We start from the raw sequence: 17,016 nt of genomic DNA, 5'->3' as shown, positions 1-17,016 counted from the left end.
ATGTCAGTATTAGATTCTAAAGTACCTCAAGGACCACTTGCTGAAAAGTGGGTAAAACATAAAAATACTATTAACCTAGTTAATCCGGCTAACAAGCGTAATATAGACGTTATCGTAGTGGGAACAGGACTTGCTGGTGGTAGTGCTGCTGCTACACTTGCAGAGTTAGGTTATAACGTGAAGACATTTTGTTATAATGATTCACCACGTCGTGCGCACTCTATTGCTGCACAAGGTGGTATTAATGCTGCCAAAAACTATCAGGGAGACGGAGATTCAAACTTCCGCTTATTCTATGATACAATTAAAGGTGGTGATTATAGATCTCGCGAGGCAAATGTGCATAGACTTGCAGAGGTTTCTTCAAATATCATAGACCAGTGTGTTGCACAAGGAGTTCCTTTTGCACGTGAATACGGTGGTTTATTAGATAACCGTTCTTTCGGTGGTGTTCTTGTTTCTAGAACTTTTTATGCCGCTGGACAGACAGGACAGCAGTTGTTGTTAGGAGCATATTCCGCATTAAATAGACAGATCAATCGTGGTAAGGTAACACCATTTAACCGTCATGAAATGTTAGACCTTGTTAAGGTTGATGGTAAAGCTCGTGGAATTATCGCTCGTAACCTAGTTACCGGTGAGATAGAAAGACATGGAGCGCATGCTGTTGTAATCGCTTCTGGTGGTTATGGAAACGTATTTTTCCTTTCTACAAATGCAATGGGAAGTAATGTAATGGCTGCGTGGAGAACACACCGTCGTGGGGCATACTTTGCAAATCCTTGTTATACACAAATTCACCCTACTTGTATTCCTGTAAGTGGTGAGCATCAATCTAAACTGACTTTAATGTCAGAATCGTTACGTAATGATGGTCGTATTTGGGTTCCTAAAAATCTTGAAGATGCAAAGGCAATACGTGAAGGAAAATTAAGAGGTGTAGATCTTAAAGAAGAAGATAGAGATTATTACTTAGAGAGAAGATATCCTGCCTTTGGTAACTTAGTGCCTCGTGATGTTGCTTCCCGAGCAGCAAAAGAGCGTTGTGACGCAGGATATGGAGTTAATAAAACAGGTAATGCAGTTTACTTAGACTTTGAGGCATCTTTCTTAAGATATGGAAAAGTTGAAGCTTTAACAAGTGGTAATAAAGATGCTAGTGAAGCAGAAATGATTGCACTAGGTAAAAAAGTAATTGAGAAAAAGTACGGTAACTTATTTGACATGTACCGTAACATTACAGATGAAAACCCTTATGAAGTACCTATGAAAATTTTCCCAGCGGTTCACTATACTATGGGAGGATTATGGGTAGATTATAACTTACAAACTACAGTACCAGGTTGTTTTGCCGCTGGTGAAGCAAACTTCTCTGATCATGGTGCAAACCGTCTAGGAGCCAGTGCATTAATGCAAGGTCTGGCAGATGGTTACTTTGTACTTCCTTATACTATAGGAGATTACCTAGCAAATGAAATAAGAACTGGAGAGATTTCTACTGAAACACCAGAATTTGAACAGGCAGAAAAAGATACTCGTGCTCGCATCGAAAAATTGATGAATGGAGCAGGAACGCATTCTGTAGATTATTATCACAAGAAGCTAGGATTGATCATGTGGAATAAATGTGGTATGTCCCGTAATGCTACAGATCTACAAGCGGCGATGGATGAAATTGCTGAATTAAGAGCAGATTTTTGGAAGAATGTAAAAGTTCCAGGAAGTGCTGATACTAAGAATCAAGAACTAGAAAAAGCAGGTCGTGTGGCAGATTTCCTTGAATTAGGAGAGTTGTTTGCAAAAGATGCTTTAACTAGAAATGAGAGTTGTGGTGGTCACTTCCGTGAGGAGTATCAAACTGCCGAAGGTGAAGCATTACGAGATGATGAAAACTTTGCTTTTGTAAGTGCATGGGAATACAACGAGAACCCTAGAGATGCTAAGTTACATAAGGAAGACTTAGTCTTTGAAAATGTAGAATTGAAAACTCGTAGCTACAAATAATTGAATTTTAAATGTTCCGCTTTCGCGAAAGCGTGACAACCTAAATATAAAAAGTATGAAACTTACTTTAAAAATATGGAGACAGGCTGGTCCTGAGGCCAAAGGGAAAATGGTTACTTATCCACTTGACGGTGTAGATGGTGATATGTCTTTCCTTGAAATGATGGATATCTTAAACGAAGAATTAGTCAACAAAGGTGAAGAGCCAGTAGAATTTGACCATGACTGTCGTGAAGGAATCTGTGGATCTTGTAACATGATGATTAATGGACAACCTCATGGACCGCAAAAACTGACTACTACATGTCAGTTGCACATGAGAAAGTTTAATGATGGAGACACGATCACTATCGAACCATGGAGAGCAGCTGCTTTTCCGGTAATCAAAGATTTGATTGTAGACCGTTCTTCTTTTGATAGAATCCAGCAAGCAGGTGCTTACGTATCGGTAAATACTTCTGGAAATACCCAAGATGCTAACTCTATTCCTGTAGAAAAAGAAAAAGCAGATGAGGCATTCCATAGTGCAACCTGTATCGGTTGTGGAGCATGTGTAGCAGCTTGTAAAAATGCAAGTGCAATGTTATTCACAAGTGCAAAGGTTTCTCAATATGCGTTATTGCCACAAGGTGAAGTAGAAGCAACTAAACGTGTTCAAGATATGGTACGCCAGATGGATATTGAAGGATTCGGTAACTGTACTAATACAGGAGCTTGTATGATCGAGTGTCCTAAAGGAATTAAGTTAGAAAATATTGCACGTATGAACCGTGAATATTTAAAAGCGGAGACAGTTTCATAGTTTCAATACTTAAAACAATTAGAAAATCCCATTTCAATTTATTTGAAATGGGATTTTTATTGAGATATATACAGCAGGAACTTTTGATTCTATTTCCTTTTCAGTAATTTACAGCATGCGTAAATCTAAACTACCCAACGTCACAGACTCTATCTTTACAACAATGAGTGTGCTGTCGCATGAACACAATGCTCTAAATTTATCTCAGGGATTTCCTAATTTTCCTGTAGATCCAGCTTTAAAAGAGCTGATCATAAAAGCTATTCACGACGATAAAAATCAATACGCGCCTATGGCAGGATTGATGTCGTTGCGTGCTGCTATTTCTAACATGACACGGCATCAACACGAGGTTTTTTATCATCCAGAAAATGAAATCTGCCTTACAGCTGGGGCAACGCAAGGAATTTTTACAGCTATTCAAGCGGTAATTCATTCTGGTGATGAAGTGATTGTTTTTACACCAGCTTATGATTGTTATGTACCGGCGATTGAATTAGCAGGTGGGAAAGTTGTTGAGATTTCCATGAATTTACCAGAATTTACCATAGACTGGCAGGAAGTAATTGATAAAGTTACTTCCAAGACTAAAATGATCATGATCAACTCACCTCATAATCCTAGCGGTAATATGCTAACTTATGAAGATATGATTCAACTTGAGAAAATAGTTGTGGAAAACGACTTATTATTGTTAAGCGACGAGGTTTATGAACACATATCTTTTGACGGTAAAGAGCATTTAAGTGCTGCTAGGTATGAAGGATTGCGGGAACGCAGTTTTATTACTGGAAGTTTTGGGAAGACTTTTCACGTTACCGGATGGAAGATGGGTTATTGTCTTGCTCCAAAACACCTCATGGAAGAATTTTATAAAGTCCATCAATATGTGGTGTATTGTGTGAATCATCCGGTTCAAGACGCTATTGCAAATTACTTATCGCAACCAAAGCGATACACCGAATTAGGTTCTTTTTATCAGCATAAACGAGACTTGTTCTTGAGTCTTATAAAAGATAGTAAATTCAATTTTAAACCTGCTCATGGTTCTTATTTTCAGCTATTAGATTATTCAAAAATTACAGATGAGAACGATGTAGATTTTGCTAGACGACTCACTATGGAACATAAAATAGCTAGTATTCCCATATCGGTATTTATGAATGGAAGAGACCCTAAAATGTTACGTTTTTGTTTTGCCAAAAAAGACGAAGAAATCATCAAAGCGGCAAAAATTCTCAATAGTTTATGATAATATTTTTTTGAGTAGTTAACCTATTTGTTGTCCTTTAAAAAAAAACTTATTATGAGATATTTTATTCTATTCTTAGCTACAATATTAACCTCTTGTAGCTCAAAGAAAATTTCCAAAACGTTCTCTAGTCAAGATTTCAGTGTGGAACAGCAACCTTATTACGAAGAGTGGTCTGGTGGTGCGCCAGGTTCAGGAAGTGGAGTGACTTTATATTTTCCCACTTCTGTTATGGAAGGGCATACTCTACAAGCGATCTATTTTCAGGGAATGGAAAATAATATTGCTAATTTTATTTCTAATGATAAGAAGATGTTAGTGACACGTTTCAGGTATTCATCTTCAATAACAAATATGTCAAGTGACTCAAAAGAAGAATTTGGAAATGAAGCTCCACAATTAGATACCATACCTTTTCAACTACTAGATGATCAAGCTGTAATTGCTTTTCAGGCTGATGGTAAGCTAAAGTTTGTTCAGCTCAACAATATTATTAAAAAGGAAAGTATCGCTTTTCCTAGTGCACCAGCACAAAATGGTATTAATTAAATTCGGAATAGCTACTTGACGATTTAAGTTATCGATCTAATAAGTTTTACGAATAGCTCAACTTAAAAAAAAGAAGGTAAAAAAATACCTATCACCAGATATACGATGGTAAACAATTACCTAGTTATAGAAGTAAGTTGATATCACTATCGCAACATGTCAGAAGTAGTATTGTATACTATTACAGCTTTTCTATTTTACCAAAGGCAGATGGAATTTCCAACATTTCAAAAAGAAAATAATCCTACCTTTGATATTATATTACAACCACATTTTTGAGTTCTATAAAAAACCTTTTTAAGAATACATTCATCTACGGTCTGGCGACTGTATTACCGCGATTACTTACCGTATTATTAACAAAACTACTTACGGAGTATTTACCAGGGAAAGTAGAATTTGGTGAGGTTTCTATCATATTTTCTTACATCATTTTTGCAAATGTGATCTTAACTTACGGAATGGAAACAGCATTCTTTAGATTTTATAACGATGCAACTACCAAATCGAAAACATTAGGAACAGCACTTATATCTTTATTAGTGTCAACTATAATTTTTGGAGTTTTAAGCTATGTATTTATATTTGATATTGAAACTATTACAGATTTATCTGCTCATTACTGGAAATGGGTGCTTGCTATCATAATCTTTGATACCTTAATGGTTATTCCGTTTGCTTATATGCGAGCGCAAGGAAAGTCTACTAATTATGCGTTGATTAAACTATTTAATGTGGTAGTTTCTGTAGGAATGACATTTGTCTTTTTTACAGCTTTACAGCACTTTCCAGTAGTAAAAAAAGCACTTCCAGGCGATAGAATAGAGTTGTTTTTTATAGCCTTTCTTGCTGCGAGTTTTATCACATTTTTAATTGTGATCAAGCCTTATTTCATGAAATGGGAATTTGACAAAGTTTTATGGAAGAAGATGCTTTCTTACGGTTGGCCTATTCTTTTAGCTGGTTTTGCTTTTGCGATCAATGAAACGGTAGATAAGATTTTATTACAAAAACTACTTCCGGTAAGTGAAGAAGAGGCTGAAGGTATAGTAGGTGTTTACACAGCAGGTTACCGACTTGCGGTAGGAATGACTTTGTACGCACAAGCATTTAGATTAGGAGTAGAACCTTTCTTTTTTAGCCAGTCTGGCGATAAAAATGCGACCCAACAATACGCATTGATTACTAAAGCATTTGTCGCTCTAGGTGCGGTTGCCTTGATGGCTTATGTAGTTCTAGTAGATTTTATCAAACCCTTTATCGTTAAAGAAGGATTTGAAACAGCAATGGAAGTCGTGCCATTAATTTTAATCGCTTATTTCTTCTCTGGGATTTATCAAACCCTATCCGTTTGGTATAAAATTCAGGATAAAACACGATATGGAGCCTACATTTCTATCACTGCCGCGATTCTAACAATTATTGTAAACGTGCTGTTGATTCCACATATTGGTTATATGGCAAGTGCTTATGCCACTTGCGCTTCTTATGGACTCATGATGGTAGTTTCTTATTCTATTGGAAAGAAACACCTTGCCGTTCCCTACGATCTCAAAAATATTCTCTTATATTTAGGAATATCAATCACGCTATCACTGTTTTTTTTCTATTATGTAAGAGAAGAATTAGGAGTAGAAAGCCTAGCTACTTATTTAGTAGGAGCTGCAATGACTCTAGTAGTTTTAGGAGTGGTTAGCTTTCGCGAAAGCGAGATCATTAACAAAATTATCAAAAGAAAATGACCATAAAGATCATCAATAAATCATCTCACGATTTACCGCATTATGAAACAGAAGCTAGTGCAGGAATGGATTTGAGAGCAAACTTAGAAACTGCGGTTGTTTTACAGCCGCTAGAAAGAGCGATTATCAAAACAGGATTATTTATTGAATTACCTATAGGATCTGAGGCTCAAGTAAGACCTAGAAGTGGCCTCGCAGCAAAAAAAGGAATCACAGTCCTTAACGCTCCAGGGACCATTGATGCCGATTATCGTGGAGAGATAGGTGTAATTCTAGTTAACCTTTCCAATGAAACTTTTACCGTTAAAAATGGTGAACGTATCGCACAATTAGTCATTGCAAAACACGAACGAGCAGACTGGCAACAAGTTGAAGAGCTTAGTTCTACGGTGCGTGGTGCAGGAGGTTTTGGTAGTACAGGAGTGAAATAGGTAGATCGACTTTGTGCATGGTGAAGAGGTTAAAGTTAATTTAAGATCACCGCTCAAACCTCTTATAAGTTTTTAACTTAGCAACTTTAATTATAATAAGATAATAAATTAGTCTAATAAATTAATAAAGAGATTTTTAAGTTGCTTGTAAATCTCGATATAATAATCAGATAGCCGTTTATGCGGTTATGACGCTTATGAAAATAATAGTACCTATGGCAGGTCGTGGTTCACGACTACGCCCACATTCATTAACAACTCCTAAACCGTTAATTCCTATTGCAAACCAGCCTATCGTGCATCGATTGGTTAAAGATATTGCACGCATACTTTCAGAACCAGTAGATGAAATTGCCTTTATTCTTGGTGATCCGGCATTCTTTGGTGACGATGTTGTAAAAAGTTTGGAAGAACTGGCTCAAGGCTTAGGCGCTAAAGCTAGCATTTACCGTCAGTTAGAACCTTTAGGAACTGGACATGCGATTATGTGCGCAGAACCTTCACTTTCTGGGCCTGCAGTTGTTGCCTATGCAGATACGTTGATAAGAGCAAGTTTTGAGCTTGATCCTGCAGCAGATGCGGTAATATGGACTAAACAAGTGGAAAAGCCAGAGGCTTACGGAGTGGTAAAACTAAATGAAAAAGAAGAAATTGTAGAGCTAGTTGAAAAACCACAACAATTTGTAAGCGATCAAGCAGTTATAGGTATCTACTATTTCAAAGAAATTGCAGATCTCAAAAAAGAACTTCAGTTTGTAATCGATAACGAGATTATTAACGGTGGCGAGTACCAGATTAACGATGGTATTAAGAGAATGATGGCATCTGGAAATGTTTTTAAAACAGGAACGGTAGACGAGTGGATGGATTGCGGTAATAAAGTAGTTGCTATTGAGACTAACCAGTGCATCATGAGTTTTATGGAAAAAGACGGTAGTGAAGAGTTAAATTCTCAGCCTACGTTGCAAGATTCCAAAATCATTCCACCTTGCGTGATCGATAGCAGTGTGGTACTTAAAAATAGTACTGTAGGGCCTCACGTTTCTATAGGTGCAGGATCGGTAATTGAAAACTGTACGATTTCAAATTCATTGATACAGAAAAATTCTGTTATTAAAAACGCTACATTAGAAGAAGCGATGATAGGTAACCACGTTAAATACGATGGGAAGTTTACAAGAATAAGTATAGGAGATTATACCATTATGGAATAGTTGTTGAAAAAAGAAACACATGTTTAAATCATTAAAAATTGCATTCTTAATAGTATTCTTTTTGCTTGGTAAAAATCTTTTTGCTCAGGAAGAAGTCTTTTCTGATGAAGTTAATGTAGATGATTTAGGAGATGTTTCTGATAGCTTCAAGGATAATTTTTTTAATGCACTTTCAGCAAAGGCCATTGGAAATCATGATAAAGCGATTGCTTTTTTAGAGGTTTGTGAAGAGATGGAGCCAGAAAACGGCGCGGTGCAATATGAATTGGGTAAGAATTATTTGATGAGTGACGCTTTTGCGAAAGCGGAACAAAAAATAAACCGTGCCATCGACCTTGCTGGAGAAAATGAATGGCTACTAGAAACATTGTACGATGTTTATGAAAAGCAAAAAGATTATGAGAAAGCAGTTTTTACATTAGAAAAACTAGCGAATATCAATGAGAACTATGAGGAATTATTGCCTTATCAGTACTTTAGAATTGGTAAAAATCAAGAGTCTCTTGCAATCATTGAGAAACTTGATAAACGATTAGGAGAAGATCAAAGGCGTACTGCCATTAAAAGGCAAATAGAAGCGAGACTTGATGCAAATGAAGCTAGAGACGGTAATATTGTAGATCTAGAAGCGGCAATTAAAGCAAATCCAAGAGATGAAAGATCCTACATCAATTTGATTTACTTGTACAGCAAGAAAAACAACACCGATAAAGTTCAAGAAATAGCAGAATTACTGGATAAGAATTTGCCCGATAGTGATAAAGCACAACTGGCACTTTATAAAATATACTTAGAAAATGGTAAAACGCGCAAAGGAATAAAAAGCATGCGCAAGGTTTTTGAATCGACTCAATTTGATACTGAGACTAAGATCAATGTTCTTAATGATTTTATCCAGTCAGATGCTACTAATGTAGAAGATGATGAGATTCAAGATGCCATAGACAGCTTTGCAGATGAGGTTGAAGATGTAAAAGCCTTTAACGCTTTAGGTGATTATTATTTAAAGAGAAAGGATGCTCCACAAGCTATTTCATTTTATGAAAAAGGTCTTGAAATCAATGATAAGGATTATGAACTCATCAAAAAAGTAGCTCTTTTAAGCATAGACATAAAAGACTATAAAAAAACTATAGAAATTACGGAGAATGCACTTGATGTTTTTCCTGCCCAAGCTTTGTTATATCTTCTCAATGGTGTTGCCCACAATAACCTCAATGACCCAGATGCAGCTATTGAACAATTAGAAACTGGATTGAGCTTTTTACTTGATGAGCCTAAATTAGAGAGCGATATTTACCAGCAACTCGCTGTGAGTTACGATAAAAAAGGTGATACAACTAAAGCCGCAAAAATGCGTTCTAAAGTAAAGACATTGTCTAATAAATCATAATGAGATACCTTAAGTACCTATATATAGCAGCCGCATTTGTTTTAATGGCATGTGGTAGCACACAAAGAGCTGCAAATGATGCTGTAGCCACGGCAAAGAAGTCTAAAGTTGTTAAAGCTCATGAAGCAGCCCGCATTGATTTTAAAACCATGAAGGCACGACTTTCTGTTAGTTATGATAACTCACAAACCACTAGATCTTTTACCATGAATTTGCGTATGGAAAAAGGAAAGCAAATCTGGATGAGTGCTAGTATACTAGGTTTTACAGGAGCAAAAGTCTATATAACTCCAGATCGTGTACAGTTCTATGAAAAATTGAATCGCAGGTCATTTGATGGCGATTTTAGCCTGATCAGTGATTTTCTAGGAGAAGAAATTACATTTACACAACTAGAAGATTTGTTATTAGGTCAGGCTGTAGAATCTCTAGATAACAAAGATTTTAATATTGCAAATAACAATTATCAGTTTAGAGAAGATGCGATAGTTACAAAGTTATTCAGCCTACGACCTTCAGATTTTAAGGTGTCAGAACAGTCCATTTCAAAACCATCTGAAGGTAGTTATCTCAAGATGAATTACCCAGAATATCAAATCGTAGATGGCAAAATAGTACCATTAGAAGTTAGAATTGAGGCAAAACAACGTAATCGAGATTCTAAAGTAGAAATGGAGTTTAAAAACGTTGAGTTTAATGAACAAGTTACGTTTCCATTTAGTATGCCACAAGGCTATAGCACATTTGAATTTTAAATGAAAAAGCATTGTCTCTTATTTATAGTGTTTGTTTTGTGTTTCGCTTTCGCGAAAGCGCAAACAAGTAAAGCTGCTCTAGAACGACGTAAAGCAGAGATTCAAAAAGAAATCAACCAATTTGATAGGCTGCTCAAAAGCGTAAGAAAAGAAGAGAAAACAATGGTTTTGCTGGTTGAAACTATTGACAAGAAAATTGCCCGCACTCAAGAAATAATCAACATTACAAATAAACAAGCTAATAATCTGACGAGAAATATTAAGGCAAATACTGCCCAGATTAAAAAACTACAAGAAGAGATCAAATCTCTCAAAGCAGAATATGCTGAGATGATCGTGAAAGCTTATAAGTCTCAAAACGATCAAAGCCGACTGATGTTTTTATTAAGTTCAGAAAATTTTCTACAAGCTTATAAAAGAGTACAATATCTGCAATCCTATGCAAATTACCGCAAAAAACAGGCAGAAGAAATCACTGTAAAATCAGACGCCTTGTCTGAAAAGAATAAACTACTCGCTCAAGAAAAAGAGGAGAAAAATAAAGTGATTGCGTTAAACAAAAAGCAAAGAGCCGCTTTAAAAGACGATAAAATAGAGCAAGAGAATTTGCTTGCCGTAGTACGAGCAAATGAGAAAGAGTACGCAGCGGATATTAAAGAAAAAGCAAAGGAGCGCAATAAGATAGACAGAGAACTTAGAGCCTTAATCGCTGCCGATATAAAAGCTTCTAACAAAGGAAAAACCGGAGCGGTTGCTAATAAATTTTTCCTAACACCAGAGGCAAAAATATTAGCCAATAACTTTAAAAGTAACAAAGGAAAGCTGCCATGGCCAGTAGAAGAAGGTTTTGTTTCTAGGCGTTATGGGAGACAACCGCATCCAGTAGTAAGATCCTTGACGATTGAATCTAACGGTATAAGATTACAAAGTCCAGCTGGTGCCAAAGTACGCGCCGTATTTGAAGGAGAGGTAATACGTATTACAAAAAGCAGGTACGGTATTCTAGCCGTGCACATAAGACATGGTAATTACACCTCTATTTACGATAATTTAAAAATCGTAAGTGTTGAAAAAGGAGATAAAGTAAATACCAAAGATATAATAGGTGAGATTTTCACTTCTAATTCCGGCGAGACCGAGTTAAAGTTTGTTCTCATGCAAGATACTGAAACTGTAGATCCGGCAAGTTGGATTGCTAGAAAGTAGTTTGAACTTCAACTTGAATTTTAAATCAAATATGCTAGATTGAATTAAAGTTCAAAACTTTTTGATAAAGAGATTACTATAACTCAAATAAACTCAATGCAAGGTTGAACGACAGTCAAAACCTATTTTTAATATAACATTTCAAAAAACTCCTTTCCTAATTATGGGAAAGGTGGGCAAATTGGAGTTTACGGAAATTTGGTCGGAAAGGTTAAAAATGCTGGTAAACTGAGCTAGCTTCAAAGCTTTCTCAATTAATAAAAATTACTCAAAAAGCGCTTTTAACTCGGTAGCATCTTTAGCCTTCATTTTTCCAGCGAGAACGAGACTTAATTGTTTACGCCTTAAGGCCGCATCATATCGTTCTTTTTCCATCTCGCTTTCTGGTTGGATAGGAGCGATTTGTACTGGTCTTCCAGTTTCATCTACCGCTACAAAAGAATAGATAGCTTCATTTGCTTTAGTGCGTTCACCGCTTTCACGATCTTCTACCCAAACGTCCATATAAACTTCCATGGAGGTGTTAAAAGCTCTAGTCACTTGTGCTTCTATAGTTACCACACTTCCTAGAGGAACCATTCTATTAAAAGCCACATGATTTACAGACGCGGTAACCACAATACGCCTGGAATGACGTCTCGCAGCGATACTAGCTGCACGATCCATACGTGCCAGCAACTCACCACCGAATAAGTTATTCAACGGATTTGTCTCACTAGGCAATACCATATCGGTTACGGTAGTAAATGATTGTGAAGGTGTTTTAGGCTGCATGCTGCTCAATTTTTTTGCAAAGGTACTTTGTAATTTGTGTTGAGGTAGTTTATTTTAGAAAAGATTGTTATTATATTTAATAATTGATCGCAACTAATTCTTGATCATACTTTATGAAATATAATTTCTTTTTCTTACTCATATTAGTTCTCATTTCATGCAGTAGTTGTTCCAGCTCACAAGTAGTGAACCATTATAAAAAACTCAATTTAAAAGGAAAGGTTTCCTCTGTAAAAATCTCTCAATTCAATGCTGTTGAACAAAATGGAACAATTATAGCCCAAAAGATAAAACCCAATAAATATTCAAGAGCTATTGATAACCATTTTTACTTTGATAGAAAGGGGAATACCATAGAGCGTCATTGGTTGATAAATAACGTTTTGAATAGAAAATTTCTTTATGAGTATGACAATAAGGCATTCTTAATAACAAAAAAAGAATATAATTCTAGAGGAGAGTTAGACACTACATTAAATTACAGTTATAAATTAGATGAGAAAAGACAAATTATAGAGCAGAAACAAATACGCGGAGATGATGAAAATGATTCTTTTAGAATAAGTAGTCACTTTAAAAATGGCTTTAAAATAAAAGAAGAGCTTTATTATCCCGACGATGACACTCCTGTTGAAATTAGAGTTTTTGATAATGATAAAAATGGTAGAGTTGTAAAACAAACTATTTCTTACTCTGAGAACGAGATTGCAGAGATCATAATGACTAAATATAATGAAGATGGTTACCCAGTTAAGATTACTACTCGATATAATGACAGAGATGAGACTGAAGTTTCTAAAAGGCAGTATCTTGAATTCGATAAAAAAGGCAATTGTATCAAAATACTGATTCTTGTAAATGATCAACCAGATACAATTTTGAAAATGGAATACGCTTATTTCTAACTCAATTGTAAGTAATATTAAAAGTAGCTTTCTACCTTGCGCTTTCGCGAAAGCGAAACCTAAATACAACCCATAAAAAAACGCCTACAAATTTATGTTTGTAGGCGTTTTAAGTTTTTAAGTAAGCTCGTTACCGTCTTTATCTTTGAAATGATATTCTAGATAAGTGTAGGCGTCTCGAGGCATTACCTTGATCCATTTTTTGTGTTTCATAAACCACTTAGATCGTATAGAAGGATAACCTTTTGTAATAAAGGCGGCAATGAAAGGATGCGCATGTAGCGTTACCTTTTTATGGCCAGCCTTGAGGTGTCTTTCTAGATTTTCTTTGATTTCCTGTATGACTAGGATAGGAGCTTGTATCTCATTTCCATTGCCATCAGGGTTTTCCTCACGAGTTTTGATATTAACTTCTTGTCTTACACGCTGTCTTGTAATCTGGATTAAACCAAATTTACTAGGCGGCAAGATTTTGTGTTTTGCTCGGTCGTCAGCCATTTCATCACGCATGTGTTCATAGAGTTTCTTGCGATTCTCTGCTTTGCGCATATCGATAAAATCTACCACTATGATTCCGCCCATGTCTCTAAGCCTTAACTGGCGTGCAATTTCTGTTGCTGAGATCATGTTTGTTTCTAGTGCGGTGTCTTCCTGACTATCTGCTTTATTAGATCTATTACCAGAGTTCACATCTATAACATGCATGGCTTCAGTGTGTTCTATGACAAGGTAAGCACCTTTACTCATGGATACAGTACGGCCAAATGACGTTTTAATCTGTCGTTCTATACCGTATTTCTCAAAAATGGATGTTTTTGGGTTGTGGTATTTTACAATAGATTCTTTATGTGGGGCAATAGTTTTTAAATAGTCTTTAATTTCTTCATATACTTCTTGATCATCTACTATGATAGAGGTGTACGTATCGTTAAAAACATCTCTCATAAGGGAATTAGTACGACTTACTTCAGTCATAACTTTAGTTGGGAAAGGAGCTTTATACATTTTACTGCACATGTTTTCCCATTTTGTAACAAGATTTTGTAAATCTTGGTCCAGATCTGCTACTAATTTACCTTTTGCGACTGTGCGTACAATAACGCCAAATCCTTCAGGTTTAATGCTTTTTACAAGTCTTTTAAGACGGCTTTTTTCTTCACGATCTTCTATTTTTTGGGATATAGAAATGCGATCAGAAAAAGGAACAAGAACGACATATCTACCTGGTAAAGAAAGCTCTGCACTTAGGCGAGGTCCTTTAGTAGAGATAGGTTCTTTAACAACTTGAACAAGAACTGGTTGTCCTGGAGTGATCATTTTCTCGATCGCACCATGTTTTTCTAGATCTTTTTCCAACTTGATATCTTTAAGCGCGTAATTTTTACGTCTGCCGCTTAAAATTTGTTTAGTGAATTTAAGTTGAGTAAGGTATTTAACTCCTAGGTCGTGATAGTGTAAAAAACCATCTTTTTCATAGCCTACATCAACAAATGTAGCGTTAAGACCAGAGAGTACCTTGCGTGTTTTTGCAATGAATATATCGCTTACAGCAAACTTACTTTCTTCTTCATCTTTGTGTAATTCGACCAGCCTACCGTTTTTAGTAAGGGCATAATCGATTTTTGTAGCACTGGAACGGATAATAATTTCTTTATCCATAATTCCTGTAATGTTTAAAACTTCACAGTTTCTAACGATTAGAAACAGCAAAGTATGTTTATAATAATAGTGTATAAACTAGGTTAGTTTATACTATGAACGAGCTGTCATATGCAACCCTATGTCAATGAACTTAAAAATAGAAAAAGTAGTCCTAGACTACTTTTTCTTCTTGTGACGATTAGCACGACGACGTTTTTTACGTTTGTGCGTTGCTACCTTATGTCTTTTTCTTTTTTTACCGCTTGGCATATCTCTTATATTTTTACTTAACTTTTACGTTTGTTTTTACTCCATCTACAAACACTTTTGCAGGTTTGAATGCTGGAATATTGTGAGCAGGGATTTTAATTGTTGTATTCTTAGAGATGTTGCGTCCAGTTTTCTCAGCTCTAGTTTTAACTATGAAGCTTCCAAAACCTCTCAGGTAAACATTCTCTCCAGTTTCTAAAGAATCCTTCACTTCATTCATGAAAGACTCAACAGTTGCTTGTACATCATTCTTCTCCATTCCAAGTTTGTCTGAAATTTTAGATACGATATCTGCTTTAGTCATTTTTTAAATTTAATTAGGGTTATTAAATAGGGCGCAAATATACCTTAAAAAACTAAATATGAAATCTCTAATTGATTAAAATTTAAGAAGATATATATTGCGACTAGCATTTTAACGCATTTTATGAACTTTTCACAGCAACTCATTGATTGGTATATAGTTAACAAAAGATCACTGCCGTGGCGGGATACTAAGAATCCTTATTACATCTGGCTAAGTGAAGTGATTTTACAGCAAACACGCGTTAATCAAGGGTTACCTTACTATAAAAGTTTTGTTAAAAAGTATCCTACGGTAGAAGATCTCGCTCACGCACCTCAAGATCAGGTGCTCAAATTATGGCAAGGTTTAGGTTATTATTCCAGAGCAAGAAATTTACAAACTGCCGCTGTGCAGATTATCGATAACAACTCAAAATTCCCAGATAATTATAAAGATTTACTTCGTTTAAAAGGTGTAGGCGAGTATACAGCCGCTGCAATAGCAAGTTTTGCCTACGGTGAAGCTGTTGCAGTTGTGGATGGAAATGTGTATCGCGTTTTATCACGTATTTATGGCGTGGCTACACCTATAAATATACCTGCTGGAGTGAAAGAGTTCAAGTCACTTGCTGGCAAGTTGTTAGATAAAAATGATCCTGCAACTTATAATCAAGCGATCATGGAATTCGGTGCGCTGCAGTGTGTTCCTAAGAATCCCAATTGTAATATCTGTCCCTTTATAAATAACTGCGTGGCTTACCAGGAAAATAGGATAACAGAGTTACCGGTAAAGATTAAAAAAACTAAGGTTAAAAATTTATTTCATCATTATCTCGTTATTCAGACGCCTTCTGGTAAAACGGTGCTATCGCAGCGCGATACGAGTAGTATCTGGGCTGGTCTATTTGAATTTCCTTATATAGAATCTAGTGGAGCGTTACTGCCTCAGGAAATTACTACAAATAAATTGTTTAGAGAGTTAGTAGGTGGATCTCGCTTTCGCGAAAGCGTTTATAATCAACAGCCTATCGTACATAAATTATCTCATAGAAAGGTTCATGCTTATTTCTGGATTATTGAAGTCGATGAAGAGCTAAGTCATAGCATAGACATTATAGAGGTAAAAACTAAACCTGTCCATGTTTTAATGGAACGTTTTATAAAGGAATTTTGGCAAAAGAAGTAAAAACAATTTTGTAATTTAGAAGTATTGAAGCATGTGACACGTGCTTTTTCATATCTTTGACGACTTTTTTAAAACGATACAAGACAATAAATTCAATACAAACTAATTATGGCAGGTACGGTAAACAAAGTGATACTTATAGGACACACAGGAGATGAAGTAAAAATGAAGTACTTTGAAGGAGGCAATTGTATAGGAAGGTTTCCCCTTGCTACAAATGAAGAGTACGTAAACCGCAATACCGGAGAACGTGTTTCTAATACTGAGTGGCATAATTGTGTAGTAAGAAACAAAGCTGCAGAGGTATGTGAGAAATACCTTAAAAAAGGTGATAAAATATATATAGAAGGACGCATCAAAAACCGTCAGTGGACTGGAGAAGATGGTCAGCAAAGATATACTACTGAAATTCAGGTGGCTGAGTTTACATTTCTGACTCCTAAAAATCAAGCTTCTACAACTAGTAAGCCTATGGGGCAACCTAATGATGGCGCTTCTCAAAACACGTCATCTAATTCACCACAACATCCTGCATCAGGTAATACTTATAGCCAGCCAGCTACTAGTAATACAGCTGTGAATGAGGATGATGACTTACCATTTTAAA

16 protein-coding genes are annotated in these 17,016 nt (G+C 35.9%); 13 read left to right on the top strand and 3 right to left on the bottom strand.

The genetic code is table 11. The annotated features are described in order from the left end of the window. From A9Q93_RS08710 to A9Q93_RS08665, 10 genes are all read left to right on the top strand, one after another. Positions 1 to 2,004 (top strand): fumarate reductase/succinate dehydrogenase flavoprotein subunit, encoded by a 2,004-nt coding sequence (locus A9Q93_RS08710; protein ID WP_303687005.1) that lies wholly within the window; start codon positions 1 to 3, stop codon positions 2,002 to 2,004. Positions 2,005 to 2,059: 55 nt separating this feature from the next. After that, positions 2,060 to 2,806: a succinate dehydrogenase/fumarate reductase iron-sulfur subunit gene (locus tag A9Q93_RS08705; protein WP_303687004.1), complete on the top strand. Its 747-nt coding sequence runs from the start codon at positions 2,060 to 2,062 to the stop codon at positions 2,804 to 2,806. A gap of 115 nt (positions 2,807 to 2,921) precedes the next feature. Next, positions 2,922 to 4,058: a methionine aminotransferase gene (locus A9Q93_RS08700; protein WP_303687003.1), complete on the top strand. Its 1,137-nt coding sequence runs from the start codon at positions 2,922 to 2,924 to the stop codon at positions 4,056 to 4,058. Between the two features lie 54 nt (positions 4,059 to 4,112). Further along, positions 4,113 to 4,607 (top strand): hypothetical protein, encoded by a 495-nt coding sequence (locus A9Q93_RS08695; protein ID WP_303687002.1) that lies wholly within the window; start codon positions 4,113 to 4,115, stop codon positions 4,605 to 4,607. A 275-nt stretch (positions 4,608 to 4,882) separates the two neighbouring features. Beyond that, positions 4,883 to 6,349: a lipopolysaccharide biosynthesis protein gene (locus A9Q93_RS08690; protein WP_303687001.1), complete on the top strand. Its 1,467-nt coding sequence runs from the start codon at positions 4,883 to 4,885 to the stop codon at positions 6,347 to 6,349. Further along, on the top strand, positions 6,346 to 6,780 hold the full coding sequence (gene dut / locus A9Q93_RS08685) for a dUTP diphosphatase (protein ID WP_303687000.1): 435 nt from the start codon (positions 6,346 to 6,348) through the stop codon (positions 6,778 to 6,780). The genes A9Q93_RS08690 and dut overlap by 4 nt, the downstream gene beginning before the upstream one ends. Before the next feature lie 197 nt (positions 6,781 to 6,977). Then, a complete protein-coding gene (locus A9Q93_RS08680; protein WP_303686999.1) occupies positions 6,978 to 7,994 on the top strand; it encodes a sugar phosphate nucleotidyltransferase in 1,017 nt (338 codons plus the stop codon). Between the two features lie 19 nt (positions 7,995 to 8,013). Then, positions 8,014 to 9,387 carry a lipopolysaccharide assembly protein LapB gene (locus tag A9Q93_RS08675; protein WP_303686998.1) on the top strand — a complete coding sequence of 458 codons (1,374 nt, stop codon included), beginning with the start codon at positions 8,014 to 8,016 and terminating at the stop codon, positions 9,385 to 9,387. Beyond that, a complete protein-coding gene (locus A9Q93_RS08670) occupies positions 9,387 to 10,142 on the top strand; it encodes a DUF4292 domain-containing protein (protein ID WP_303686997.1) in 756 nt (251 codons plus the stop codon). The genes A9Q93_RS08675 and A9Q93_RS08670 overlap by 1 nt, the downstream gene beginning before the upstream one ends. Then, positions 10,143 to 11,348: a murein hydrolase activator EnvC gene (locus A9Q93_RS08665; RefSeq protein WP_303686996.1), complete on the top strand. Its 1,206-nt coding sequence runs from the start codon at positions 10,143 to 10,145 to the stop codon at positions 11,346 to 11,348. Between the two features lie 264 nt (positions 11,349 to 11,612). Here A9Q93_RS08665 and A9Q93_RS08660 read toward each other — a convergent pair whose 3' ends face one another. Then, positions 11,613 to 12,122 carry an acyl-CoA thioesterase gene (locus A9Q93_RS08660; protein ID WP_303686995.1) on the bottom strand — a complete coding sequence of 170 codons (510 nt, stop codon included), beginning with the start codon at positions 12,120 to 12,122 and terminating at the stop codon, positions 11,613 to 11,615. Between the two features lie 113 nt (positions 12,123 to 12,235). Between A9Q93_RS08660 and A9Q93_RS08655 the strand changes: the two genes are divergently transcribed. After that, positions 12,236 to 13,027 carry a hypothetical protein gene (locus A9Q93_RS08655; RefSeq protein WP_303686994.1) on the top strand — a complete coding sequence of 264 codons (792 nt, stop codon included), beginning with the start codon at positions 12,236 to 12,238 and terminating at the stop codon, positions 13,025 to 13,027. 117 nt (positions 13,028 to 13,144) lie between these two features. Here A9Q93_RS08655 and A9Q93_RS08650 read toward each other — a convergent pair whose 3' ends face one another. Further along, positions 13,145 to 14,686 (bottom strand): ribonuclease E/G, encoded by a 1,542-nt coding sequence (locus tag A9Q93_RS08650; protein ID WP_303686993.1) that lies wholly within the window; start codon positions 14,684 to 14,686, stop codon positions 13,145 to 13,147. 265 nt (positions 14,687 to 14,951) lie between these two features. Continuing rightward, complete coding sequence (locus tag A9Q93_RS08645; RefSeq protein WP_041567018.1) at positions 14,952 to 15,242, bottom strand: HU family DNA-binding protein; 291 nt, start codon at positions 15,240 to 15,242, stop codon at positions 14,952 to 14,954. A 123-nt stretch (positions 15,243 to 15,365) separates the two neighbouring features. Between A9Q93_RS08645 and mutY the strand changes: the two genes are divergently transcribed. Continuing rightward, positions 15,366 to 16,409: an A/G-specific adenine glycosylase gene (mutY, locus tag A9Q93_RS08640; RefSeq protein WP_303686992.1), complete on the top strand. Its 1,044-nt coding sequence runs from the start codon at positions 15,366 to 15,368 to the stop codon at positions 16,407 to 16,409. A 108-nt stretch (positions 16,410 to 16,517) separates the two neighbouring features. Continuing rightward, on the top strand, positions 16,518 to 17,015 hold the full coding sequence (locus A9Q93_RS08635; RefSeq protein WP_303686991.1) for a single-stranded DNA-binding protein: 498 nt from the start codon (positions 16,518 to 16,520) through the stop codon (positions 17,013 to 17,015). Position 17,016: the final 1 nt, after the last annotated feature.

This window comes from Nonlabens dokdonensis (assembly GCF_002162835.1).
Lineage (GTDB): Bacteria > Bacteroidota > Bacteroidia > Flavobacteriales > Flavobacteriaceae > Nonlabens > Nonlabens dokdonensis_B.
Note: the sequence above shows the minus strand (reverse complement) of the source record. Positions and strands in the feature narration are given on the sequence as shown.